This window comes from Pantoea sp. B9002 (genome assembly GCF_013385945.1).
Classification (GTDB): domain Bacteria; phylum Pseudomonadota; class Gammaproteobacteria; order Enterobacterales; family Enterobacteriaceae; genus Pantoea.
Window position 1 is genome coordinate 20,339 of record NZ_JACAPA010000036.1, and the last position, 23,029, is coordinate 43,367.

General features: G+C 58.4%; 21 protein-coding genes. 13 read left to right on the forward strand and 8 right to left on the reverse strand.

Annotated elements, in window-relative coordinates; translation table 11 throughout:
• Positions 1-65: 65 nt before the first annotated feature.
• A complete protein-coding gene (locus tag HX773_RS17300) occupies positions 66-653 on the forward strand; it encodes a LysE family translocator (RefSeq protein ID WP_176972553.1) in 588 nt (195 codons plus the stop codon).
• A gap of 77 nt (positions 654-730) precedes the next feature.
• Here HX773_RS17300 and mqo read toward each other — a convergent pair whose 3' ends face one another.
• Entirely contained in the window at positions 731-2,341 is a 1,611-nt protein-coding gene (gene mqo / locus HX773_RS17305; RefSeq protein ID WP_176972554.1) for a malate dehydrogenase (quinone), read from the reverse strand.
• A gap of 535 nt (positions 2,342-2,876) precedes the next feature.
• Positions 2,877-3,116, reverse strand: coding sequence for a DUF1158 domain-containing protein (locus HX773_RS17310; protein WP_007891898.1), 240 nt, complete (start codon positions 3,114-3,116; stop codon positions 2,877-2,879).
• A gap of 284 nt (positions 3,117-3,400) precedes the next feature.
• On the opposite strand from HX773_RS17310, the gene mntP reads away from it, so the two are divergent.
• The 11 genes from mntP to HX773_RS17365 all read left to right on the forward strand — a co-directional run bounded on the left by mntP (position 3,401) and on the right by HX773_RS17365 (position 14,996).
• Positions 3,401-3,973, forward strand: a complete 573-nt coding sequence (gene mntP / locus HX773_RS17315) for a manganese efflux pump MntP (protein ID WP_101762773.1) — start codon at positions 3,401-3,403, stop codon at positions 3,971-3,973.
• A gap of 232 nt (positions 3,974-4,205) precedes the next feature.
• Positions 4,206-4,283 (forward strand): stress response protein AzuC, encoded by a 78-nt coding sequence (gene azuC, locus HX773_RS26180; protein WP_141400269.1) that lies wholly within the window; start codon positions 4,206-4,208, stop codon positions 4,281-4,283.
• 249 nt (positions 4,284-4,532) lie between these two features.
• Positions 4,533-5,540: an N-acetyltransferase DgcN gene (gene dgcN / locus HX773_RS17325; protein WP_176972555.1), complete on the forward strand. Its 1,008-nt coding sequence runs from the start codon at positions 4,533-4,535 to the stop codon at positions 5,538-5,540.
• A 1-nt stretch (position 5,541) separates the two neighbouring features.
• Positions 5,542-6,507 carry an N-acetyl-D-Glu racemase DgcA gene (gene dgcA, locus HX773_RS17330; protein ID WP_176972556.1) on the forward strand — a complete coding sequence of 322 codons (966 nt, stop codon included), beginning with the start codon at positions 5,542-5,544 and terminating at the stop codon, positions 6,505-6,507.
• Between the two features lie 18 nt (positions 6,508-6,525).
• On the forward strand, positions 6,526-8,388 hold the full coding sequence (locus HX773_RS17335) for an ABC transporter ATP-binding protein (RefSeq protein ID WP_176972557.1): 1,863 nt from the start codon (positions 6,526-6,528) through the stop codon (positions 8,386-8,388).
• Positions 8,389-8,409: 21 nt separating this feature from the next.
• Positions 8,410-9,951, forward strand: a complete 1,542-nt coding sequence (locus HX773_RS17340; RefSeq protein ID WP_176972558.1) for a glutathione ABC transporter substrate-binding protein — start codon at positions 8,410-8,412, stop codon at positions 9,949-9,951.
• A 257-nt stretch (positions 9,952-10,208) separates the two neighbouring features.
• Complete coding sequence (locus HX773_RS17345) at positions 10,209-11,138, forward strand: ABC transporter permease (RefSeq protein WP_176972559.1); 930 nt, start codon at positions 10,209-10,211, stop codon at positions 11,136-11,138.
• Positions 11,138-12,022 (forward strand): ABC transporter permease subunit, encoded by an 885-nt coding sequence (locus HX773_RS17350; RefSeq protein ID WP_007891891.1) that lies wholly within the window; start codon positions 11,138-11,140, stop codon positions 12,020-12,022. The genes HX773_RS17345 and HX773_RS17350 overlap by 1 nt, the downstream gene beginning before the upstream one ends.
• 2 nt (positions 12,023-12,024) lie before the next feature.
• Positions 12,025-13,071 (forward strand): P1 family peptidase, encoded by a 1,047-nt coding sequence (locus HX773_RS17355; protein ID WP_176972560.1) that lies wholly within the window; start codon positions 12,025-12,027, stop codon positions 13,069-13,071.
• Between the two features lie 107 nt (positions 13,072-13,178).
• Positions 13,179-14,000, forward strand: a complete 822-nt coding sequence (locus tag HX773_RS17360; RefSeq protein WP_176972561.1) for a M55 family metallopeptidase — start codon at positions 13,179-13,181, stop codon at positions 13,998-14,000.
• A 159-nt stretch (positions 14,001-14,159) separates the two neighbouring features.
• Positions 14,160-14,996 (forward strand): fumarylacetoacetate hydrolase family protein, encoded by an 837-nt coding sequence (locus HX773_RS17365; RefSeq protein WP_176972562.1) that lies wholly within the window; start codon positions 14,160-14,162, stop codon positions 14,994-14,996.
• A gap of 111 nt (positions 14,997-15,107) precedes the next feature.
• On the opposite strand, the gene HX773_RS17370 is transcribed toward HX773_RS17365, so the two are convergent.
• The 6 genes from HX773_RS17370 to HX773_RS17395 all read right to left on the reverse strand — a co-directional run bounded on the left by HX773_RS17370 (position 15,108) and on the right by HX773_RS17395 (position 21,774).
• Positions 15,108-16,634, reverse strand: a complete 1,527-nt coding sequence (locus tag HX773_RS17370; RefSeq protein ID WP_176972563.1) for a serine hydrolase — start codon at positions 16,632-16,634, stop codon at positions 15,108-15,110.
• Positions 16,631-17,371 (reverse strand): ABC transporter ATP-binding protein, encoded by a 741-nt coding sequence (locus tag HX773_RS17375; protein ID WP_176972564.1) that lies wholly within the window; start codon positions 17,369-17,371, stop codon positions 16,631-16,633. The genes HX773_RS17370 and HX773_RS17375 overlap by 4 nt, the downstream gene beginning before the upstream one ends.
• A gap of 73 nt (positions 17,372-17,444) precedes the next feature.
• Positions 17,445-18,272, reverse strand: coding sequence for an ABC transporter ATP-binding protein (locus tag HX773_RS17380; RefSeq protein WP_176972565.1), 828 nt, complete (start codon positions 18,270-18,272; stop codon positions 17,445-17,447).
• Positions 18,273-19,172 (reverse strand): ABC transporter permease, encoded by a 900-nt coding sequence (locus HX773_RS17385; RefSeq protein WP_176972566.1) that lies wholly within the window; start codon positions 19,170-19,172, stop codon positions 18,273-18,275. It lies immediately after the preceding gene.
• Positions 19,169-20,179 (reverse strand): ABC transporter permease, encoded by a 1,011-nt coding sequence (locus HX773_RS17390; RefSeq protein WP_176972567.1) that lies wholly within the window; start codon positions 20,177-20,179, stop codon positions 19,169-19,171. Before HX773_RS17390 ends, HX773_RS17385 begins: the two co-directional genes overlap by 4 nt.
• The gene (locus HX773_RS17395) at positions 20,179-21,774 is read right to left on the reverse strand and encodes an ABC transporter substrate-binding protein (RefSeq protein WP_176972568.1); all 1,596 of its coding nucleotides are present in this window, start codon (positions 21,772-21,774) and stop codon (positions 20,179-20,181) included. The genes HX773_RS17390 and HX773_RS17395 overlap by 1 nt, the downstream gene beginning before the upstream one ends.
• Before the next feature lie 198 nt (positions 21,775-21,972).
• On the opposite strand from HX773_RS17395, the gene HX773_RS17400 reads away from it, so the two are divergent.
• On the forward strand, positions 21,973-23,028 hold the full coding sequence (locus HX773_RS17400) for a dipeptidase (protein WP_176972569.1): 1,056 nt from the start codon (positions 21,973-21,975) through the stop codon (positions 23,026-23,028).
• The last annotated feature ends 1 nt before the right edge of the window (position 23,029 follow it).

Below are 23,029 nucleotides of genomic sequence, written 5' to 3' on the forward strand. Positions count from 1 at the left end.
TCTCTGTTTCCATTGCAATATACGCACTAGCATGAAGACATCATTGATTCTTCAGGAAGCGCATCATGCTCGATCCCTCATTCTTCAGCTACGTCACCGTTATGTCGATCACGCCAGGCCCAAACAACCTGTTACTGGCGACGTCGGGCGTTAACTTTGGCTTTAAACGCACGCTGCCAATGCTGTTTGGCATCCTGCTGGGCTGCGCAATACAGATGCTGCTGGCGAGCGTGGCGCTGGATGCGCTGCTGCACTGGATGGGCGCGATTCGCCTGCCGCTGACGGTGGTCGGCTGTAGCTATCTGCTGTGGCTTTCGTGGAAGATTTTCCGTGCCGGCGCGCCGCAACTGCGCGAACGTCCGCGTCCCATGACGTTAATTGGCGGCATCTGTTTCCAGGCGGTGAACCCAAAAGCCTGGCTGATGGTCACCAACGTGGCGTTGATGTACGCCAACAGTAACGGCGTGCTGACGGTGCTGCTGGGATTCGCGGCACTGAATCTGCCGTGCATTTTGATTTGGGCAGCGCTGGGCGATCGCCTTCGCAGTCATCTGCAGGTCGCGTGGAAACGTCAGGCGTTTAACAGTTTGATGGCGCTGTCGCTGGTGGCGACAACTGTGTGGATGTTGTATGACGCGGTGCTGCTGAGCTAGATACTTCGGTGCGCATAATTGCGCACCTTACGCTTGTCGGGTCGCCATGAATGGCGACCCGGATGGCAACTACCTTATTACTTCCCCACCACGTGCGCCGTTTCGCGCGCTTCATCGTTGGCGGCATCAGGTGTAATCACCGGCTCGTAGTCGAGTTGCAGCACGCGGCTGGTATCGGCCAGCACTTTCTCGGTCAGCGCGACGTCGCCGTTCAGCTTGCGGCCCCACGATGGGATCACCATGCGGATTTTGGTCTGCCATTCTGGTGAACGCATCTGTTCCGGGAAGGCTTTCGCCATCAGCTCAAGCATAATCGGTGCGGCGGTGGAGGCACCCGGCGAGGCACCCAGCAAGGCGGAAATCGTACCATCTTCCGAGGTCACCACTTCGGTACCGAGACGCAGCACGCCACCTTCAACGGCATCGTTCTTGATGATCTGCACGCGCTGGCCGGCAGTAACTAAACGCCAGTCTTCCTGCTTCGCCTGCGGTACGTAAGCGCGTAACGCTTCCATACGATCGCTGTCGCTTTGCAAAACCTGATCAACCAGGTATTTCACCAGGTCGAAACTTTTCAGGCCAACCTGCACCATCGGCTTGAGGTTGCTGGTGTTCATCGCGCCGAACATATCCAGCAGCGAACCCTCTTTGAGGAACTTGGTTGAGAAGGTAGCAAACGGCCCAAACAGCAGCACCTGCTTGCCATCCAGCACGCGGGTATCGACGTGCGGCACCGACATTGGCGGTGCGCCGACGCTGGCTTTGCCATACACCTTCGACATGTGCTGTTTGACCACGTCAGGATTTTCCGTCACCAGGAATGAACCGCCCACCGGAAAACCGGCATAGCCTTTCACTTCCGGAATGCCGGATTTCTGCAGCAGCGGCAACGCAGCGCCGCCGGCACCTATAAACAGCTGGCGCGTGGTCAGTACGCGATTTTCGCCGCTGGCCAGATTATGCAAAGTGACCTGCCAGCGACCATCGCTCAGGCGTTTGATATCACGCACTTCCTGGCGCAGACGCAGACGGAAATTGGCTTTCTTCTCTAAAGAAGCAATCAGCTGACGCGTCACTTCACCGAAGTTCACGTCAGTGCCCATTTCGGTCCAGGTGGCCGCCACTTTCTGTTTGCTGTCGCGGCCGTTCATCACCAGCGGAATCCACTCGGTGATTTGATCGCGATCTTCAGAGTAATTCATGCCGCGGAACAGCGTGCTTTTCTGCAGCGCATTGAAACGTTTGCGCAGAAATTCAACGTTATCGTCGCCCCAGACGAAACTCATGTGCGGCGTACTGTGGATAAAGCTTTTGGGATTGCGCAGGTTGCCTTTCTGCACGTGATACGCCCAGAACTGACGCGAAATCTGGAACGATTCGTTAATCGCCACCGCTTTGGCGATGTCGATGCTGCCATCCGCCTTCTGCGGCGTATAGTTGAGCTCCGCCAGCGCGGCGTGACCGGTTCCGGCGTTGTTCCAGCCATTAGAGGATTCAACGGCCACATCATCAAGACGTTCAACCATCTCAACTGACCAGTCAGGCTCAAGATCTTGCAGCCATGCGCCCAAAGTCGCACTCATCACGCCTGCGCCAATCAGCAGTACGTCGACATCTTTTCGTTCCTGAAGGTTAGCACTTTCCATTGAAGCGGCGGCGAGCGCCAGATTTACCGCAGTAGTACTCATGAGGCGACATCTCCTCTCTCTGTTGACCTGAAGCTCAACAGGTTCGCAGGCGAAATAGCCGCGCTTCTTTCGAGCGCGTGGCGCTATCTCTCAAAGGTTAAGACTCAGGTATAAGTCATGGGGACGATAACGGTTAACTGCACGTTATGCATATGCATTCGAATATAACATTCTCGTATCGGAATTAAACGTTTGTTTATTTTTTAAAGGCGGAAATGATTCAGCATAAGAATTAATCAGCTCAACCTCGCGGTCATAAGGGATTTTTATCTCTTAATCAGACGGTTAGAGTAATGCAGTTGTTACGCTATTGTGAGTGCTTTTAGTGGGTGCGAAAAGGGAGAGTGAGATGCGTCACATTTTAATCTATTGAAAATTATAACTTTTGTGTGAATTGATTATTTATGCGGATTTTGTGTTGCGCGATATTTCGCCATATCGTGTAAAAGTAATGTTACATTTTTGTGGTGATGAATTTAGGCTTGGCCGCGCAAAGCTGCCAGAAGAAAAATGCATCACCTTGGCGGAAAAGTGATCAGCGCGATCGGCGGCGCCAGAGGAAGCGAATCACGAAAAACTCAATCGCGCCCAGCAGCAAAAACCACAAACTAAAGACGATGGTATACAGCTGATTAACATCCATCAGATGCAGGCTTTCCTGCAGTTGTTTTGCCAGCTCAATGCCAAATGAAGGCGCGGGCAGCAGCAGGGCGGAAAGAAAGCCCAGCAGCAGAATGCCGCCTGGGATAATCAGCGTTTCGAATGGGTTATTCATGGTCATTTTCCAAATCAGTTAGCGCGGGCATTAGCGCATAAAACCGCGCTACGGCGCAATCCCCGAGCCGAATCGCGCTAAGAAATTTCTTCTATTCCATTCACTTAGCGTCAAAAATAGCGAAAGTTAAGAGTTATAGCCTTTGCTATACTTAAAGCCCTGATTTTACTGTCTTTTTTTTGCCGTTTTTGCGTGTTAGACTGCGCGCACTTTTTCATTACTGAACAATAAATGCGGAGAAGTAACGGCTTTAGTGCCGGTTCCGCGGCATTGATTGAAAACCCATGACATTTATCGCAACCCTGATCCTGGCCTTTGGTATGTCGATGGACGCTTTCGCCGCAGCACTGGGCAAAGGCGCGTCGCTGCATCGCCCAGGTTTCAAAGAGGCACTGCGAACCGGCCTGATTTTCGGCGTCATCGAAATGTTGACGCCGCTGATTGGCTGGGCAATTGGCCTCGCGGCCAGCCGCTACATCATGGCGTGGGATCACTGGGTGGCGTTCGTGCTGTTAACCGTGCTGGGCGGTCGTATGATGATGGAAGGTTTTCGTCAAACCGCCGATGAGCCGTGCGAAGCGCCGCAGCGTCACGGTTTTATGGTGCTGGCGTTAACCGCCGTCGCCACCAGTCTTGATGCGCTGGCCGTCGGCGTTGGCCTGGCGTTCCTGCAGGTGAATATCATCATGACCGCCGTCACCATCGGCGCGGCGACCACCATCATGGCAACCACCGGCGTGTTGGTTGGCCGCTTTATCGGTCCGGTGATGGGCAAATGGGCTGAAGTGCTGGGCGGCGTAGTGCTGATCAGCATTGGCTGCACCATTTTAAGCGAGCATTTAGGCTGGTTTAATTAACCATGCTGCTGCCTGGTGCGCATAAATGCGCACCCTACGAATTCAACTGCGTATAAATGCGCATCGTACAAATTCAACTGCGCCAATTTAGGGTCGCCATTTATGGCGACCTCTTCTTAACATCCGCACCAAACCCCAATTATGTGATCTACTTCAAAAATAATTGCGCTAAAAACGCTCAGCGGCTATACTTTTTGCGTATTTCTTCAACAATTTTTGAACCAGGTGCTCTATGAAACGCTTTTTCCGCTACGTGTTCCGCTCTTATGTTGAGACTTTTAAACACGTACCGCCGGGTGCTTTAAACTAAGCATTCCGCCAGATACCCTCGATAATCGCGGTCAGGGATCGACCTGTGGTTATCAACTGTTTTCTTATCTCTCCAGCCGCTAATCTCCCCATTTTTCCCCTAACTCTCTGATTAACCTCTTCAGCCATCACTTTTCGATCTGGCTATAGCCTCACGTTATACCCCGCCACTAAACAAGCATTCGTCACCCCATCTTCTGCATGAAATAGTCAATTCAGGCCCTATAAACCGTCTGAAACGAGAAACATCATGCTGATCCCACAACCTTATTTACTCTTCCTCGGCGACGTAACCGATCCACTGGCCGCTAAAACCGCACGCGGCATTCACGTCTGGCGTCCAGAGCAGTGCGTTGGCGAAATTAAGCTGCCGGGCTGCACCGTCACGCTTGGCCTCGAGGTCCTCGACATCGCCGCTGCCAAAGCGCGCGGTGCCAAAACGCTGGTGCTCGGCACCGCCAATGCCGGCGGTTACTTGCCCACGCATTGGCTCGACACGGTCAAAAGCGCCATCTCAGCCGGGATGAACGTTGCCAGCGGTTTGCACCATCGTCTGGTGGATGAGCCGGAGCTGGTGGCGTTGGCCAAAGAGTTCGGCGTTGAGCTGTTCGACCTGCGCCACATGCGTCCAAAACTGGACGTAGGCAGCGGTAAAAAGCGCACAGGTAAGCGTGTACTTACTGTCGGCACCGATTGCTCGGTAGGCAAGATGTACACCTCGCTGGCGCTGGAAGCCGCGATGCGCGAACGCGGCATGAAAGCCGATTTCCGCGCCACCGGCCAGACCGGTATTTTGGTAGCAGGCGAAGGTATCGCGATTGATGCGGTGATTGCCGACTTCATCGCCGGCGCGGTCGAAGCGCTGTCGCCAGCCAATGACGCCGATCACTGGGATATCGTTGAAGGTCAGGGTTCGCTGTTCCATCCTTCCTACGCTGGCGTCAGCATGGGCCTGATCCACGGTGCGCAGCCGCACTGGCTGGTGATGTGCCATGAAATGGGCCGTCCGCATATGCGTCATCTGCCGCATCAGCCAATGGTCAGCCTGAAAGATTGCGTCGAAGCCAACCTGCGCGCGGCGCACGTCACCAGCGACGCGGTACAGCTGGCCGGTTTCGCCATCAACACCTCGAACTACAGCGAAGACGAAGCGCGCGCCTATTGTGCAGAGATCAGCGCCGAATTCGGCGTGCCTGCTACCGATCCGGTGCGTTTCGGCATTGCGGATATCGCCGCGCTGCTGCAGGAGCGTGGCTAACATGCGGCGCATGCAGATTGAAGTGCTGGAGCTGCCGCTGGCGCGTCCGTTCGCCATCTCACGCGGTACGCGCACCGCAGTCACGGTGATTCGCGTGACGCTGGAGCAGAACGGCTTTATTGGCCGCGGCGAATGTACGCCAACGCCGCGCTACGATGAAACGCCAGAGAGCGTCAACGCCGAACTGGAAGCGCTGCGCGCCGACATTGAAGCGGGCCTGAGCCGCCTCGATCTGCAAAGCCGTTTGTCTGCCGGTTCAGCGCGTAATGCGCTGGACTGCGCGCTGTGGCGTCTCGATGCCGCGCTGGCGAAGCACACGCTGTGGCAACAGTGCGAGCGTCGTCAGCCGCCATCGGTGATCACCGCCGAAACCCTCAGCCTCGACTCCATCGAGAACATGGCCGCCGCCGCTGCCGATGCGGTATCACGCGGCGCCATCCTGCTGAAAATTAAACTTAATCGCGACGAAATTCTGGAGAAAGTCGCCGCGATTCGTCAGGCCGCGCCGCGCGCCACCTTAATCATTGATGCCAATGAAGCCTGGTCGGGCGTGGATTTACCCAGCCTGTTCAACGCGCTGGTCAGTTTTAATATCGCGATGGTCGAGCAGCCGCTGCCGGCGGGCCAGGATCAGGAGTTGCAGCGCTTCGCGCACCCGATTCCGGTGTGTGCCGATGAGAGCTGCCACACACGCGAGGACATCGCGCCGCTGCGCAATCGCTACGAGATGATCAACATCAAGCTGGATAAGTGCGGTGGTTTGACTGAAGCGCTGGCGATGGTGGATGAGGCGCAGAAGCTTGATATGCGGTTGATGGTTGGCTGCATGCTCGGTTCTTCACTGGCGATGGAAGCGGCGCTGCCGGTGGCGATTGCCGCTGAGCATGTCGATCTCGATGGCCCCATCTGGCTGGCCGCCGATAGCTCGCCCTTCCTTTCTTACGCTCAAGGCCAAATCTGGCTGTAACCCGCACGCGGAGCAACGATGACGGACACTTTACTTACACCCAACGCCGCCAGCGTTGCCGGTTCAGAACCGGTGCTCGCGATTCAGGATCTCAGCGTCAGTTTTCGCGGCCGCAGCGGCGAAAATCAGGCGCTGAAGGGCATCAGTTTTAACATTCATCAGGGCGAAATTGTCGCCGTGGTGGGCGAAAGTGGCTCGGGTAAATCGGTCACCTCGCTGGCGGTGATGGGCTTGCTGGCCGCATCCGGGCGTATCGATCGCGGCAGCATGCAGTTTCGCGATCGTCAGGGCAAAGCGCATCAGCTTGCCACGCTGAATGAAACCCAGCGCCGTGCTTTGCGTGGCCGCGAAATGGCGATGATTTTTCAGGAGCCGATGACCTCGCTCAATCCGGTGCTGCGCGTCGGCGATCAGCTGACCGAAGCGCTGCGTGACCATCAGATTTGCGACAAAAGCCAGGCCGACGCGCGCGCACGTGAGTTACTGCGCCAGGTGCGCATCGCCGATGTGGATCGCGTGATGAAAAGCTACCCGCATTCGCTGTCGGGCGGCATGCGCCAGCGCGTGATGATTGCGCAGGCGCTGGCCTGCGATCCGCAATTGCTGATCGCCGATGAACCGACCACCGCGCTGGATGTCACGGTGCAGGCACGCATTCTGCACATCCTGCGCGACCTGCAACGTGAGAAGCAGATGGCGGTGCTGTTCATTACGCACGACATGGGCGTGGTGGCAGAAATCGCCGATCGCGTGGTGGTGATGCTGCGCGGCGAAGTGGTTGAGCAGGGCACGGTCAGCGACATCTTTAACGCGCCGCAGCATCCTTACACCAAAGCGTTATTGGCGGCAGTGCCGAAGCTCGGCGATATGCGCGAACACGCATGGCCGCAGCGTTTTCCGCTGTTGGGCAGCAATGCCAGCGATAACAGCGAGCAGCGCACCGCGCGCTATGACGAAACGCCGCTGCTGGATGTGCGTGGCCTGAAAGTGTACTACCCGATTCGCAGCGGGATTTTCTCGGCGCTTACCCATCAGGTGCACGCGGTGGAGCAGATCGATTTCAGCCTGTGGCCGGGCGAAACCCTGGCGATTGTCGGCGAAAGCGGCTGCGGTAAATCCACCACCGGCCGCGCGCTGATGCGGTTGATTAACAGCGACGCCGACAGCATCCATTTCCAGGGCAATGAAATCGCCAACCTGAAAGAGGCGCAGTTCCAGCCGCTGCGCCGTGAAATTCAGATGGTGTTTCAGGATCCCTACGCCTCGCTCAATCCGCGTCTCACCGTCGGCTTCACCATTGCCGAACCGCTGCTGCTGCACGGCAGGGTGAAATCGCTGGAAGAAGCATCGCCGCAGGTTGATGCGTTGCTGAAAAGCGTGGGCTTATTGCCGGAACATGCGCGGCGCTATCCGCACGAATTTTCCGGCGGCCAGCGCCAGCGTATTGCCATTGCGCGCGCCATGGCGTTGAAACCCAAAGTGATCATCGCCGATGAAGCCGTCTCGGCGCTGGATGTGTCGATTCAGGCGCAGGTGGTGAACCTGATGATGGATCTGCAACAGCAAACCGGCGTGGCGTGGATTTTTATCTCGCACGACATGGCGGTGGTGGAACGTATCGCTAACCGCGTAGCGGTGATGTATCTCGGCCAGATTGTTGAGCTGGGCCCGCGCCAATCGGTGTTCAACCAGCCGCAACATCCGTATACCCAACGTCTGCTGGCCTCGGTGCCGGTGGCCGATCCCCAGAACCGTCAACCCCGCACTTTCGAAGATGGCGAAATCCCTTCGCCGCTGCGCAAGGTGGGAGAAACGGTCATTAAACCGCGTTATCGCCAGGTTGCTCCGCAACACTGGGTCGCTGACTTTGTTTCGCGCTAACCCTCAATACCAGGAGATTTCATGAACCCGATTTTTCGCCGTACTGCGCTTGCGCTGGGATTGACCCTCTCGCTGGCCGCCGCCGCTCAGGCGCAGGACCTGCGCATTTCGATGTATGCCGACATCACCGGCCTCGATCCGCACGATACTTCCGATAACGTCAGCTACTCGGTGCAGAGCGGCATCTTCGAGCGCCTGTTCCAGTTTGATGCGCAGATGAAATTGCAGCCGTGGCTGGCGACGAGTTACACCAGCAACGACAGCGCCACTGAATTTACCCTGACGCTGCGTAAAGACGTGACCTTCCAGGACGGCACGCCGTTTGATGCCGCAGCAGTGAAAGCCAACCTCGATCGCCTGGCCGATCAGACCAAAGGCCTCAAGCGCAACAGCCTCTACAAGATGATTGCCAAGGTAACGGTGCTGGCACCGGATCAGGTGAAAATCGATCTGAACCAATCGTTTGGTGCCTTCATCAACACGCTGGCGCATCCGTCGGCGGTGATGTGGAGCCCGGCGATTCTCAAGCAGTATCCGGAAGAAGCGCAGCTGCGTCTGCATCCGGTTGGCACCGGCCCGTTCAAGTTCGTGACGTGGCAGCCGGGCAAAGCGGTGACGCTGGCGAAATATGATGGCTATTGGCAGAAAGGCTGGCCGAAGGTCGATAACGTGATCTTCTCGCCAAGCCCGGAAGACGCCACGCGCGTGGCAGCGCTGAAATCGGGCCAGGTAGATGCCATCTGGCCGCTGCCATCGGATCTGATCGCCACCGTGCAAAGTGACAGCAAATTGGCGGTGCAGCGCGATCCGAGCATTTATCTCTATTACATGGCGATCAACACCCAGCATAAACCGCTGAATGATGTGCGCGTGCGTCAGGCGATCAACTACGCCATCGACCGTGATTTGTGGCTGAAAGTGGCGTTTGCGGGTATGGGCAAACCGGCAACTTCCGCGATTCCGGAAGGCGTGCAGTTCTACCAGAAGCAGAGTGCGCCAAACTATCGCTATGCGCCGGATGAAGCCAAAGCGCTGCTGAAAGCCGCCGGTTATCCGAATGGCCTCGATCTCAAACTGTGGGTCACCAACGCCACCGCCAGCGTGCGTGCCGCGCAGGTGTTGAAAGCGCAGCTGGCAACGGTGGGCATTCGCGCCACGGTAACGCCAATGGATTCCGGCACCCGCAACGCCAAACTGTGGGGCGTGAAGGACCCGAAAGAGGCGGAATTTGATCTCTATTACGGCGGCTGGTCGACGTCAACCGGTGACGCCGATTGGGCCTTGCGTCCACTCTACGCCACCGAATCCTGGGTGCCGACTTCGTATAACGTTTCGTACTTTAGCAATGCCGAAGCCGACAAAGCGATTGCCGGTGGCTTAGCCACCGCCGATCCGGCCAAGCGTGGCGAAGCCTACGCTGAAGCGCAGAAAGTGTTGTGGAAAGAGGCGCCGGTAGCGTTCCTCGGCACGCCAGACAACCTGGTCGGCAAACGCAGCACGCTGAGCGGTGTGTCGATGCTGCCGGATGGTAACTTCCTGTTTAATCAGGCGACGTTTAAGTAAGGGTTGGGTGGGTGCTCGCTGTCATCTTACGAATGTGCTTGCTGCACCCTACGAATGTGCTGGCTGTCCCCCTCCTCGGTCCTCCCCCATCAATGGGGGAGGAAGATGCTGCCACATGCCAGCTCAGAAGTTGCATATGGCAGCGTCTCCTTCCCCCGCAAGCGGGGGAAGGCCGGGATGGGGGGCAGCCGGCACGGTCTGGGCTAGCCAGCACGATCTGGGCCAGCCAGCACCATCCCAAAAAATAAAGGAACCGCATGTTCGCATACATCATTCGCCGACTGCTGGAGATGATCCCCGTATTGCTGGTGGTCTCACTGCTGGTCTTCGGCTTCATCAAACTGCTGCCTGGCGATCCGGCACGCATCTACGCCGGTCCGGATGCGCCATTGGCCGCGGTGGAAGCTGCACGCCAGCATCTTGGACTCAACGATCCGCTGGCGCAGCAATACATCAACTGGATCGGCGGCCTACTGCGCGGCGATCTGGGTGTCACTTACCGCACTCAACAGCCGGTGCTGGACGTGATCAAACAGGGCTTTATGCCCACGCTGTGGCTGGCGCTGGCCGGCTTTGCCTGGTCGGTGATTCTGGGCTTATTCCTCGGCGTATTTGCCGCACTGAAGCGCGGTAAATGGCAGGACTGGACCTTAATGAGTGTCGCCGTCGGCGGCATCTCGATGCCCACTTTCTGGCTCGGTCTGCTGCTGATCCAGTTCGTTGCCATGCCGTTTGGCCTGTTCTCCGTCAGCGGCTTCAACCAGCCCAGCGACATCGTATTACCGGCAATCACGCTCGGTTCCTCGGTGGCAGCAGTGATGGCGCGCTTCACCCGCTCGGCGTTTCTCGAAGTGGCGCAGGAAGATTACGTGCGCACCGCCAAAGCCAAAGGGCTGCGCAATCGGCTGGTAACGTGGAAACACGTGATGCGTAATGCGTTGATCCCGGTGATCACCATGCTCGGTTTGCAGTTCGGTTTTCTGCTCGGCGGATCGATCGTGGTCGAAAGCGTGTTTAACTGGCCGGGATTGGGCTGGCTGTTGATCGAGTCGATCAAGGCGCAGGATCAACCGGTGATCCAGGCGTTAGTTATGCTGTTCGTGTTTGAATTTATTGTCATTAACCTGCTGGTCGATCTGCTTTATGCCGTGGTCAACCCAGCAATTCGCCTGCGACAGGAGCCCTGATGAGTCTGCAATCTCTGCCTGCCCACGCGCAGGAGGCGATCCGTTCGCCGTGGCGCGATTTCCTGCACGCGCTGGTGCGTAATCCGCTGGCGCTGGTCTCCGGTGGCTTTGTGCTACTGCTGGTGCTGGTGGCTATTTTCGCACCCTGGCTGGCGCCGTGGGATCCGATGGCGCCGGACTGGATGGCGCTGTCATCGCCGCCGTCCAGTACGCACTGGATGGGCACCGACGAACTCGGCCGCGATCTGTTCAGCCGCATCATCTTCGGCGCGCGCATCTCGCTGTATGTGGGTGTGCTGTCGGTGACGCTCGGCATGGTGGTCGGCGTGCTGCTCGGCCTGCTGGCGGGCTATTACGGACGCTGGATCGATATGCTGATAATGCGTGGCTCCGACGTGCTGTTCGCCTTTCCCGGCATGCTGCTGGCGATTGCGGTGGTGGCGATTCTCGGTCCGGGACTGAACAACGTCATCATTGCGGTGGCCATCTTCAGCGTGCCAGTATTTGCCCGCATCGTGCGTGCTTCCACGCTGTCGCTGAAACAGGCGGCGTACGTTGAAGCGGTGCGCTGCGCCGGTGCGCCGGATCGCGTGATTCTGCTGCGCCATATTCTGCCAGGCACGCTGTCAAACGTGATTGTCTATTTCACTATGCGTATCGGCACCAGTATTCTGACCGCTGCCGGGCTGAGTTTTATCGGCCTCGGCCCGGAACCCGATGTGCCGGAGTGGGGCAATATTCTGGCGATGAGCCGCAGCATGATGATGGCTGGCTTGTGGCACGTCAGCGTGTTTCCGGGTCTGGCGATATTCATTACCGTGCTGGCGTTTAACCTGCTGGGTGATGCGCTGCGCGACACGCTCGATCCCAAACTGAAGAGCTAAGCATGGACTTTCAACAACTGCAGCGCGACCTGCTTCTGCAACGCTGGCGCAGCGAGCGTCAGCTGGGACAACCGCGCAGCGCCAGCGGGCCAACCAATCGCATTAGCGATGTGCCGGGCGTGCGCGTCGGTCACTACACGCTAGCCGACGGCGAGCGGCAAACCGGCGTCACCGCGATTGTGCCGCCGGGCGACAATCTGTTTACCCAGCCGCTGCCTTGTGCGGCGGCGGTGTTTAACGGTTTCGCCAAGCCGGTTGGCCTGGTGCAGGTTGAAGAGTTAGGCGTGCTGCAAACGCCGATTCTGTTGAGCAACACGCTGGCGGTTGGCACGCTGTTTACCACGCTGGTGCGCGATGCCATCAGCCGCAACAGCGAGTTGGGCCGCAGCTTGCCCACGGTCAATCCGCTGGCGCTGGAGTGCAACGACGGCTGGCTCAACGATATTCAGGCGCTGGCGATCACCGAGACGATGGCGCAGCAAGCACTCTATGACGCCACGGCAGATTTCGATCGCGGCAGCGTCGGTGCCGGGCGTGGCATGAGCTGCTTCAGTTTGAAAGGCGGCATTGGCACGGCCTCGCGCATGATTCCGTCGCTCAACACCACGCTGGGCGTGCTGGTGCTGGCGAACTTTGGCGCGTTAACCGCGCTGACGCTGGACGGCGTGCGCCTTGGTGAGATGATCGCGCCGCTGCTGCCGGAACTGACGCCGCAGCGTGATGCCGGTTCCATCATCATTATCATGGCGACCGATGCGCCGCTCGATGCGCGTCAGCTGAAGCGCGTCGCTAAACGCGCCGGTGCCGGTTTGGGACGACTGGGCAGCTATTGGGGCCACGGTTCGGGCGATATCGCGCTGGCGTTTTCTACCCAGCCACAGCCGCAACCGCCAGAAGAATCGACGCTGGAACCGCTACTCGCCGCCGCCGCCGATGCCACCGAACACGCGGTGCTGGATGCCTTACTCAGCGCCGAATCTGTCACCGGTTTCCGCGGCCATCATCGCCCGTCGCTGACGAATGTACTTGATGAATTGATCAAACCGTAGCGGCGCAATTTATTGCGCATTGCCCAGATGGGCATGGTGTCGCCAATGAAATGCGCGATTAATCGCGCCGCTACGAATCGCAGAAACTTCAGCATACTGGAATCCCCATGAAAATCTTCATCTCAGCCGACATCGAAGGCATCGCGGGCGTGATGCGTCCGGAACAGTGTTCACCCGGCCACGCGGAATATCAGCTGGCGCGCGGACTGATGGAACAGGAAGTTAACGCCGCTATCGATGGCGCCTTTGCTGGCGGCGCGACGGAAGTGGTGGTGGCCGACAGCCATGCGCAGATGACCAACCTGCGCGCGGAAAATATCGATCCCCGCGCGCGCATGGTGCAGGGCAAACCGCGCGGCTTATCGATGGTGGAAGGCATTGAGCAGCAGCCGTTTGATGGCCTGTTCTTTATCGGCTATCACAGCGCGGCGGGCGAACCGGGCGTACTGGCGCACACCATTAATGGCCGTGCGTTCTGGCGCATTCATATCAACGGTAAGGTGATGGGCGAAAGCGACATCTACGCCGCAGCCGCTGCCGAACAGGGCACGCCGCTGTGGCTGGTGAGCGGCGACGACCAGCTTAAAGGCTGGATTGCCGAGCATTATCCTTCGGTGGATTACGTCTGTGTGAAACGCGCCATCTCGCACACCTGCGCCGAATCCATCAGTCCGCAGGCGGCACAAAACGCCATTCGCGCTGCGGCGACGGCCGCCGTGCAACGCAAACGCCAGGTCAGCACCACACGCCTGAGCGCGCCTTATGAGATGCAGCTGCAAGCTAGCAAACCGGTACTGGCGGATCTGTTCAGCCTGATTCCCGGCGTGACGCGCATTGATGCGGTCACCGTTGGCTATCGCGCGGACGACATGAACACGTTAATCAGTCTGCTGAGCGCATTCTCTTATCTGGCGAGCACGCAGTCGTAATTTAAAATGCGCGATAAATCGCGCCGCTACAAATATGTGCACATACCGTAGCGGCGCAATTTATTGCGCGATTTGGAAAATAGCGTCATCAGGTCGGTCCGCATTTCCTGCTGAATTTTGCTAACCTGCGCGCAATTTATATATAACAACGAGGCAGTCATGCAGCTCTGCAGTTTTTATCTTATTGACCAGCAAAGAAAAAGTTACGGTATTGTGCAGCAAGAGGGCGTGATTGATATCGGCGCGCGTCTCGGCGCTGACTGCCCGGACCTGAAAACCTTGCTGCAACGCGGCGCAATGAGCGATCTCGACGCCTTCGTGTCACAGCCGATTGATCACCCGTTTAGCGCTATTCGCTTCCTGCCGGTGGTGGAAAATCCTGGCAAAGTGTTTTGCGTTGGCATGAACTACGCCGACAAACGTAAAGAGTTTGCCGAGACGATTGAAGCGCCGACGCTGTTTGTGCGTTTCGCGGATTCGCTGGCGGCGCACGAGCAGCCGCTGCTGAAACCCATCACCACGCAGGAATTTGATTATGAAGGTGAACTGGCGGTGATCATCGGCAAAGCGGCCTATCAGGTGAAAGCTGCCGATGCGCTGCAGCACGTTGCGGGCTACAGCTGCTTCATGGATGCCACGGTGCGCGACATGCAGTTTACCTGGTTCACCGCCGGGAAAAACTGGCAGCAAACCGGCGGTTTCGGGCCGTGGATGACCACCGCTGACGAGATCCCCGATCCGCAGCAGCTGGCGATCAAAACCTGGCTCAATCAGCGCGAAGTGCAGAACGACACCACCGCCAGCATGGTGCATCCGGTGGCGAAGATCATCGAGTACATTTCCGCGTTCAGCCCACTGTCGCCAGGCGATGTGATCATCACCGGTTCACCGGGCGGCGTCGGTAAAAAACGCACGCCACCGCTGTTTATGTTCCCCGGCGATGAGATTGAAGTAGAAATCGAGAAAATCGGTCGTTTACATCATTACGTGGCTTAGCGCCCGTCATACTTCGAGCCGCCGCTGCGTTGGCTACGTGTGCTCACCCCAGTCACTTACTGATGTAAGCTCCTGGGGATTCACCCACTTGCCGCCTTGCTGCAACTCGAATTATTTAGGGCGTGCTGTCTGTAAAAAGCGCACCACGCGGCTACGATTCAATTGCAGCCGCAGCGTGTCGCCTTCGCGCGTAATCGCGAAGCGCTTTTCCCACGGCCCATCCTGCGCGGTGGCTAATAGGCGATCGTTGCCCAGCGACTGCAAACGCGCACGAATCGCCGCCGGGCCAATGCCCATGATTAAGCTGTCGCCCTCAATCACCAATTCGCTGCGCCACTGCGGCGCGAACCAGCGGCCCTGCAGATTATCGAGGCTGGCCTGATCGGCCTGCACCGGCACAAAACGTCGTGCGGCATGACCAATCTCTCCGACAATCGCCGCGCCAGCATGGCGTAACTGCATCGGGAAGGTGCTGGAGAGCGACACCGCCGTGCCGCTTACATCGTCACGCCACAAGGTTTCGCCTGCGCCGAGCCAGGTGGCGGTCACGCCTTTGATTTCCAGCCAGTCGGCGGCGTCTTCCGCCACGTAAAGTCCGGGCGTTAAATCGTGTCCTTTCTCCGGTAACGCGCGGTTGAGCAGCGCCGCCATCACGCGCAGCACGCTTTCTGAGGTGGTGACATCTTCGCGGTTGGCGACCAGCGCCACGCCGATTTTCAGCTCCGGATGCAGCAGGAAATAGCTCTTATAACCAGCATGCGAACCGCCGTGACCGAACAGCGTCTGGCTGCCGAGCGTCGAGCTGGTGATGCCCAAACCGTACCCGCTGGTGCGGCCATCGTTGAGATTGCGCGGCGCGGTCAGGCGCTGCAGCACGTCCGCACCCGGTCCGCTATCGGCCAGCAGGCTTTGCAGCCAGCGCGTCAGATGATGCAGGCTGCCGGTGACGCTGCCCGATGCCGAGAGATGCAAACCGGCGCTGGAGAGCTGCCACTGCGCGCCATTCTGCCAGTAGCCGGGCACCAAACCAGGCACAATATCGAACCAGCTTTCTGGCGCAATCAGGTTGATATCCAGCGGATCGCAGATGTATTGCTGCAGCAGGTCATTGAATAACACGCCTTTGGCTTTCAGCGCCTCTTCAACCAGCCGATAGCCGGTGTTGGTGTAGGAGATTTCGCTGCCGGGCGCGTAGTTGAGCTCACCTTCGCGCGCGATAAAATCCAGCAGATCCTCGGCGCGGGTGGCGTTGTACACCGACAATCCCAGCAGCGATAAGGTTTCGCGCACGTCCGGCAAACCGCTGCTCATATCCAGCGCCTGGCCGACGGTGATCTGGCCGTTGGCTCCGCTCAGCTGCGGCAGATGCTGCACCAGCGGATCGTCGAGCTTGAGATAGCGGCGTCCCGGCCCGGTCACCAGCGCAGCAAACAGATGTTTGGTGATGGAGGCGAAACGCACCACGCTATCGGCGCTGAACGGCGTTTGCTGCGCCAAATCGGCCAATCCGGCGCAGTGCGTTGAGTGAATCTGGTGCGCATCAAACAGGATCATCGCACCGCCCGGCGCGCCTGGCTGTTGCCAGCTTTCAGTGATCTGTTGTGCGACATCCGCGGCGTGTTGCCAGTGAGCGGTCATGCCGGTTCCTCCAGCGTCATGCTGAGATCGAAAAGTTGGGCGGTATGTGGATGCTGGATGCGCCGCACGCGCAGATCGTCGGCGCTCAGCTGCTCCACCATCTCGCCATTCTGCATCACGCCAATGCGCTGACACAGGTGCGTTACCACCGCGAGGTTATGCGTCACCATAATGTAGGTGAGTTTGCGCTCGCTGCGTAGATCGCTGAGTAAATTCAGGATTTCGGCCTGCACCGACACATCCAGCGCCGAGGTCGGCTCATCCAGCAGCAGCACTTCCGGTTCGGCGATCAGCGCGCGCGCAATTGCCACGCGCTGACGCTGGCCGCCCGACAGCTGATGCGGATAGCGGAAACGCACCGAAGCGGGCAAACCCACTTCGCTTAACGCCTGGCTGATGCGCTGTTCAGCGCGATCGAGCTGATGCACCAGCAGCGGTTCGTGCAGGATGCGATCGATGGTCTGGCGCGGATGCAGCGAACCAAACGGGTCCTGAAATACCATCTGCACCTGACGATAGAAGGCGCGGCTGCGTTTGGCGCTGAGCTGCATGCCGCCAAACAGCATGCTGCCTTGCCAGTCGGCATTCAGTCCGGCGAGTGCGCGCAGGATGGTGGATTTGCCCGAGCCGCTTTCACCGACCAGGCCAAAGCTTTCGCCGTTACCGACCGTGAAGCTGACGTCTTTCACCGCCGTGTGCGCACCAAAGTTGATGCGCAGGTTTTCGATTTGAATCATAGGAAGCCTGTGAATTCTGTGCGTCCATTTAAACGGTCGCCATGAATGGCGACCCTACGCTGTGCGCCGATTATCATTCGCGCCACGCGGCATCGCGCTGCAATACGGGTAAACGCTCGCGCGGATGGCGCAACGACGGCAAACACGCCAGCAAACCGCGCGTATAGGGATGCTGCGCCTGCTGCAACTGTCCGGCATCGAGCAGCTCGACGATGCGGCCGGCGTACATCACCGCCACGCGATCGCAGAAGTGCGACACCAGCGGTAAATCGTGGCTGATCAGGATCAGCCCCATGCCGCGCGCCGATACCAGTTCGTCAATCAGCTTCAGAATCTCCGCCTGCACCGTGGCATCCAGCGCGCTGGTGGGTTCATCGGCGATCAACAGTTCCGGATCGGGTGCCAGCATCATGGCAATCATCACGCGCTGGCCCATGCCGCCGGAAACTTCATGCGGATAGCGTTTCGCCACGGCTTCAGGGTCGCGAATCTTCACCTGCTCCAGCAGCTCAATCGCCGCCTGCATCGCCGCTTTGCGGTTGCCGCCTTTGTGCTCGCGCCAGGCTTCGGCAATCTGCTGGCCGATGGTCATCACCGGATTGAGCGAATATTTCGGGTCCTGCAGGATAAAACCGACGCGCTTGCCGCGAATTTTGCGCAGCACTTTCTCGCTGGCCCCGCGCAGATCGATGCCGTCAAAGCGCAGCACGTCGGCGCTGACTTCCGCGTTGCCCGGCAGTAACTGCATCAGGCTACGCGCGGTCAGTGACTTGCCGGAACCGCTTTCGCCGACAATGGCGAACTTCTCGTGGCCAACGCTAAAACTGACGCCGCGCACCGCTTCAAAGGTTTCGCTGCGCGAGCGGAAGGCAACGCGCAGGTTCTCAATTTCCACCAACATTTAGCGCTCCTTGGGATCCAGCACGTCACGCAGACCGTCGCCGAGAAAGTTGAACGCCAGTGACGTCAGGAAAATCGCGATACACGGCATCAATGGCACCCACCATTCGCTGAACAGGAAACGACGCGCGGTGGCGATCATCGTGCCCCATTCCGGTGACGGCGGCTGCGCGCCCATGCCGAGAAAACCGAGGCTGGCAGCGGTGATGATGATGGAGCTCATGTCCAGCGTGACGCGCACAATCAGGCTCGGCACGCACAGCGGCATAATGTGGCGCAGAATAATGCGCAGCGGCGAAGCGCCGGTCAGACGGCTGGCGGCGATAAAGTCGCTGTGGCGGAACTGCAGGGTTTCGGCGCGCGCCAGACGCGCATAAGGCGGCCACGACGTCAGGGCAATCGCCAGAATCGCGCTCTCCACGCCGGGTTTCAGCGCCGCGACAAACGCCAGCGCCAGAATCAGCCGTGGGAAGGCGAGAAAGATGTCGGTCAAACGCATCAGCGCTTTATCGATAAAGCCTCCGGCATATCCGGCGATGCAGCCAATCAGCAGGCCGAGCGGTGCGGTGAGCAGCACCACGGCGATCACCATGCCGAGCGTGGTGCGGCCGCCGTAGATAATGCGCGTCCAGACATCGCGCCCCAACTCATCGGTGCCGAGCCAGTGCACGGCGGAAGGCGCCGCAAGACGGTTTTCCAGATGCTGCATGCCGGGTTCGAACGGCGTCAGCCACGGCGCAAACAGCGCCAGCAGCAGCATCACCGCCACCACCAGCAGTCCAGCCATCGCCAGCGGATTACTGCGCAGGCTGAGCCACAGGCGATAACGCCGGCCCCACACCGCCTGGCGACGATTGGCTGGCGTATCGTCGAGCAGCCATTCTCGTGAGAAGAAGATCATTTTACGCGCGGGTCCCAAAGTCGATAGAGAAGGTCAGCCAGCTGATTGAGCAGCACATACACGGTGCCGACCAGCAAGGTGGCGCCGATCACCGGGTTCATGTCGGCGTTCATCAGCGATGTGGTGAGATATTGGCCGATGCCAGGCCAGGCGAAGACGTTTTCCGTCACCACCGCGCCCTCCAGCAATCCGGCGTAAGTCAGCGCCAGCACCGTTACCAGCTGAACCGCCACGGTGGGAAAGGCATGCCGCCAAATCACCCGCCGTGACGACAAGCCTTTGGCGCGCGCGGTGATCACGAACTCGCCGCTCAGCGCGTTGAGCATAAAGGTGCGCGTCATACGCGTGATGTAGGCCATGCTGAAGTAGGCCAGAATCAGCACCGGCTGCGCCATGTGGGCCAGCGCATCCCAGAAGGCGTCTGTTTCCCCGGCCAGCAGCGAATCGATGGTGAGGAAGCCGGTGACCTGCGGCACCATATCCTGCCAGATGATGTCCTGCCGTCCGGGGCCGGGCGCAATGCCGAGCACCGCGTAGAACACCAGCAGGCTCAGCAGCGCCAGCACGAATACCGGCAGCGAATGGCCGGCAAGACAGATCACGCGAATGGTTTGATCGACCCACGAACGTTGACGCACCGCCGCCCACACGCCGAGCGGAATGCCGATCAGCGCCGCGATGACGATGGCCGCCGTGGCCAGTTCCATGGTGGCGGGAAAGAAGCGGGCGATGTCGGTAATCACCGGATTCGAGGTAAGAATCGATTTACCGAGATCGCCATGCAGCAGTTGATTGAGGTAGTGACCAAACTGCACGTAAAGGGGCTGATCCAGCCCCATTTCCGCACGCACGCGCTCGACGACCGATTGCGGTGCGTTATCACCAACCGCCGCCAGCACCGGATCGGTGGGCATGACGCGGCCAATGAAAAAGGTCAAAACCGACAGACCAAACAGCGTCAGCACCAGGCTTCCCAGGGTGCTGACGATTCTCTTCAGTAACGGCATCAGGCTTTTTTCACCTGCGCATACGGCCACTGCTCCAGCACGGTCATGTGGACATCACTCAGCGCTTTGCTGGTGGCCACGTTTTTGGTTTTCTGCATCATGAAAATAAACGGGCTCTTCTCGCGGCCTAGCTGCTGAATCTGCTGATAGAGCGCGATGCGCTTCGCCGGATCCGGCTCATGCAGCGCCTGCTCGGTGAGTTTGTTGAATTCATCGTCTGACCAGCTGCAGCGCCACGCCAGCGTACGCGCACGCGCGTTATCGCTGTTATCGGTGTTAACGCAGAAGGCTTCGGTGTTGGAGTTGGGATCAAAGTAATCGGCGCCCCAAACCGTCAATGCCAGCTGATGCTGACGCGCACGCATCTTGGTCAGAACCTGACGGTTTTCGGCGGCGATCAGTGACACTTTGATGCCAATCGCGCCCAGCTGCGTCTGAATCGCCTGCGCGATGTCCGGATACGGTTGCATTGAGTAGTGATCGAGGGTGATTTCGAAACCGTCCGGATAACCCGCTTCAGCTAGCAGCGCTTTGGCTTTCGCCAGATCTTTGTGGAATGGCGTATCGTCCAGCGCCGCCGGGAAGCCGCTCGGCAGGAAACTCTGATGGGTGACAAAACTCATCGACAGAATGTTTTTCTGAATGCTGTCGTAATCCAGCGCCCACTTCAGCGCCTGCCACACCTGCGGTTTTTTCAGGTACTGATTATTGGTGTTGCACGACATCAGCATGATGGCCGACAGCGACTGATTCACCAGTGACACGCTGCTGTCGTTTTTCACCTGCAGCAGCTGTTCGGTGGTGAGGTCATACGCGGCATCGACATCGCCTTTTTTCAGCATCAGCGCCTGCGCGGCCGGGTCGGCGATGTGTTTGAGGATCACGCGTTTGGTTTTGCTGGCACCGGCATATTGCGGACTAATCTCCAGAATCACCGTTTCGCTGGCATTCCAGGTGCGCAGGGTAAAGGCACCGGAACCGGCGCTGTGCTGTTTCAGCCAGCCGTTACCGAAGTCATTGTTCTGCTGGTTCGCCAGACAGGCTTTCTTCGACACGATGCTGCCGACGGTGGCGGACAAGCAGTAGAGCAGGAAGGTTTCAGCCGCCGGCGCGCCGAGTTTCATCTCCACGGTGTGCGCATCTTTTGCGGTAACCAGCTGCGTCACGTTGTCTTTAGTAAAGCCGAACTGGTTGATAATAAAGGCCGGGCTCTTATCCAGCTTGACGATACGCTCAATCGAGAACGCCACGTCTTCTGCGGTGAGCGGCGAACCATCGGCGAATTTGGCCGCCGGATCGAGATGGAAAGTGTAGGTGCCGTTATCGCTGCTGACGTCCCAGCTTTGCGCCAGTTGACCAATCACTTTGTCGGCTTGCCTGGGATCGGGCGTAACTAAACGTTGATAGAGGTTGCCGCAGATCTGGCCGCCGGTGGCTTCGAAGCTTTCGTGTGGATCGAGGCTGGTGATGTTATCGAGCTGCATCGCGATCACCAGCATGGTCGGCGGCGTCGCGGCAAAGGAAGAATTCAGGCTGAGGTAGGAAACAACAGGTACAGCAGTGCATCCTGCAAGAAAACGTCTTCTGGTAACCATGTAAACTCCCAACTGATTGATAATTAAAATAAAAAATTGTTATTTGATTGTTTTTTGTCTTGACTTTACGCACCTGCCGGAGGATTAATACCGGCTCTAAGTCATTTGTTTCACGCGTGTAGTCTTGCCCTTTTATGGTGCAATTTGCTCCGCCAGCTGGCAGTGCTGCGCTTTCCCCCGAACATGGAACTGAACAACATGTCTGACTCGATTACCCTCGATATTCCGGTCTTTGACGGCCACAACGATGTGCTGAATAAGCTGTGGCAGCACCATCAGCCGGACGCGGTTAATGCATTTTTCACTGGCACCAAAACGGGCCAAATGGACTTGCCGCGTATCCGTCAGGGAAATATGTTAGGTGGCATTTTCGCCACCTGGGTGCCGTCCCACCCTCTGATTGCAAGAAGTGCGCCAGACCTCGCAGATTTTCCTCAGGAAATTATCAACTCAGCGCGCGACGCGACGTTTTCCATGCTGGCGCTGCTGCTGCGCATTGAGCAGGCCTCGAACGGCCAGGTGAAGATTTGCCGCAGCGTGCGTGATATTCGCCACTGCATGGCAAACAAAGTGTTAGCGGTGGTGATGCACGTGGAAGGTGCGGAAGCGCTGGATACTCACGGCGAGCTGCTCGACATGCTGTACGCCAGCGGCTTGCGCACGCTGGGACCGCTGTGGAGCCGCCCGAATCAGTTCGGCGACGGCGTGCCGTTCCTCTATCCCTCGTCGCCGGATATCGGCAACGGCCTGACGGCAGCGGGCAAGCAGCTGGTGCGCGACTGTAATCGCCGCCGGATCATGGTCGACTTGTCGCACATGGATGAGAAAGGCTTCTGGCACACCGCGGAAATCAGCGATGCGCCGCTGGTGGCGAGCCACTCCAACGCGCATGTGCTCAGCGCGCAGTCACGTAATCTCACCGATCGCCAGCTGGCAGCGATTGCCGAAACCAACGGCTTTGTCGGCGTCAATTTTGCCGTGCCGTTCCTGCGTGAAGATGGCGATCGTCATGCGCCGACCGGCGTCGATGCCATCGTGCGTCACGTTGAGTATCTGCTGGAAAAAGTGGGGGAAGAGGGCGTCGGTTTTGGTTCGGATCTTGATGGCGCAACCATGCCAGGCGATCTGAAAGACGTGGCCGGATTCCCGCTGCTGGTGCAGGCGCTGGCGGCACGCGGCTATTCGCGTGAGCTGCTGGAGAAGATTTGCCATGGCAACTGGCTGCGCGTGCTTGAAGCCACCTGGGGCGAATAAT

Coding starts and splice junctions, on each gene's coding strand:
- HX773_RS17300 (WP_176972553.1), top strand. CDS start 66: ATGCTCGATCCCTCATTCTTCAGCTACGTCACCGTTATGTCGATCACG.
- mqo (WP_176972554.1), bottom strand. CDS start 2,341: ATGAGTACTACTGCGGTAAATCTGGCGCTCGCCGCCGCTTCAATGGAA.
- HX773_RS17310 (WP_007891898.1), bottom strand. CDS start 3,116: ATGAATAACCCATTCGAAACGCTGATTATCCCAGGCGGCATTCTGCTG.
- mntP (WP_101762773.1), top strand. CDS start 3,401: ATGACATTTATCGCAACCCTGATCCTGGCCTTTGGTATGTCGATGGAC.
- azuC (WP_141400269.1), top strand. CDS start 4,206: ATGAAACGCTTTTTCCGCTACGTGTTCCGCTCTTATGTTGAGACTTTT.
- dgcN (WP_176972555.1), top strand. CDS start 4,533: ATGCTGATCCCACAACCTTATTTACTCTTCCTCGGCGACGTAACCGAT.
- dgcA (WP_176972556.1), top strand. CDS start 5,542: ATGCGGCGCATGCAGATTGAAGTGCTGGAGCTGCCGCTGGCGCGTCCG.
- HX773_RS17335 (WP_176972557.1), top strand. CDS start 6,526: ATGACGGACACTTTACTTACACCCAACGCCGCCAGCGTTGCCGGTTCA.
- HX773_RS17340 (WP_176972558.1), top strand. CDS start 8,410: ATGAACCCGATTTTTCGCCGTACTGCGCTTGCGCTGGGATTGACCCTC.
- HX773_RS17345 (WP_176972559.1), top strand. CDS start 10,209: ATGTTCGCATACATCATTCGCCGACTGCTGGAGATGATCCCCGTATTG.
- HX773_RS17350 (WP_007891891.1), top strand. CDS start 11,138: ATGAGTCTGCAATCTCTGCCTGCCCACGCGCAGGAGGCGATCCGTTCG.
- HX773_RS17355 (WP_176972560.1), top strand. CDS start 12,025: ATGGACTTTCAACAACTGCAGCGCGACCTGCTTCTGCAACGCTGGCGC.
- HX773_RS17360 (WP_176972561.1), top strand. CDS start 13,179: ATGAAAATCTTCATCTCAGCCGACATCGAAGGCATCGCGGGCGTGATG.
- HX773_RS17365 (WP_176972562.1), top strand. CDS start 14,160: ATGCAGCTCTGCAGTTTTTATCTTATTGACCAGCAAAGAAAAAGTTAC.
- HX773_RS17370 (WP_176972563.1), bottom strand. CDS start 16,634: ATGACCGCTCACTGGCAACACGCCGCGGATGTCGCACAACAGATCACT.
- HX773_RS17375 (WP_176972564.1), bottom strand. CDS start 17,371: ATGATTCAAATCGAAAACCTGCGCATCAACTTTGGTGCGCACACGGCG.
- HX773_RS17380 (WP_176972565.1), bottom strand. CDS start 18,272: ATGTTGGTGGAAATTGAGAACCTGCGCGTTGCCTTCCGCTCGCGCAGC.
- HX773_RS17385 (WP_176972566.1), bottom strand. CDS start 19,172: ATGATCTTCTTCTCACGAGAATGGCTGCTCGACGATACGCCAGCCAAT.
- HX773_RS17390 (WP_176972567.1), bottom strand. CDS start 20,179: ATGCCGTTACTGAAGAGAATCGTCAGCACCCTGGGAAGCCTGGTGCTG.
- HX773_RS17395 (WP_176972568.1), bottom strand. CDS start 21,774: ATGGTTACCAGAAGACGTTTTCTTGCAGGATGCACTGCTGTACCTGTT.
- HX773_RS17400 (WP_176972569.1), top strand. CDS start 21,973: ATGTCTGACTCGATTACCCTCGATATTCCGGTCTTTGACGGCCACAAC.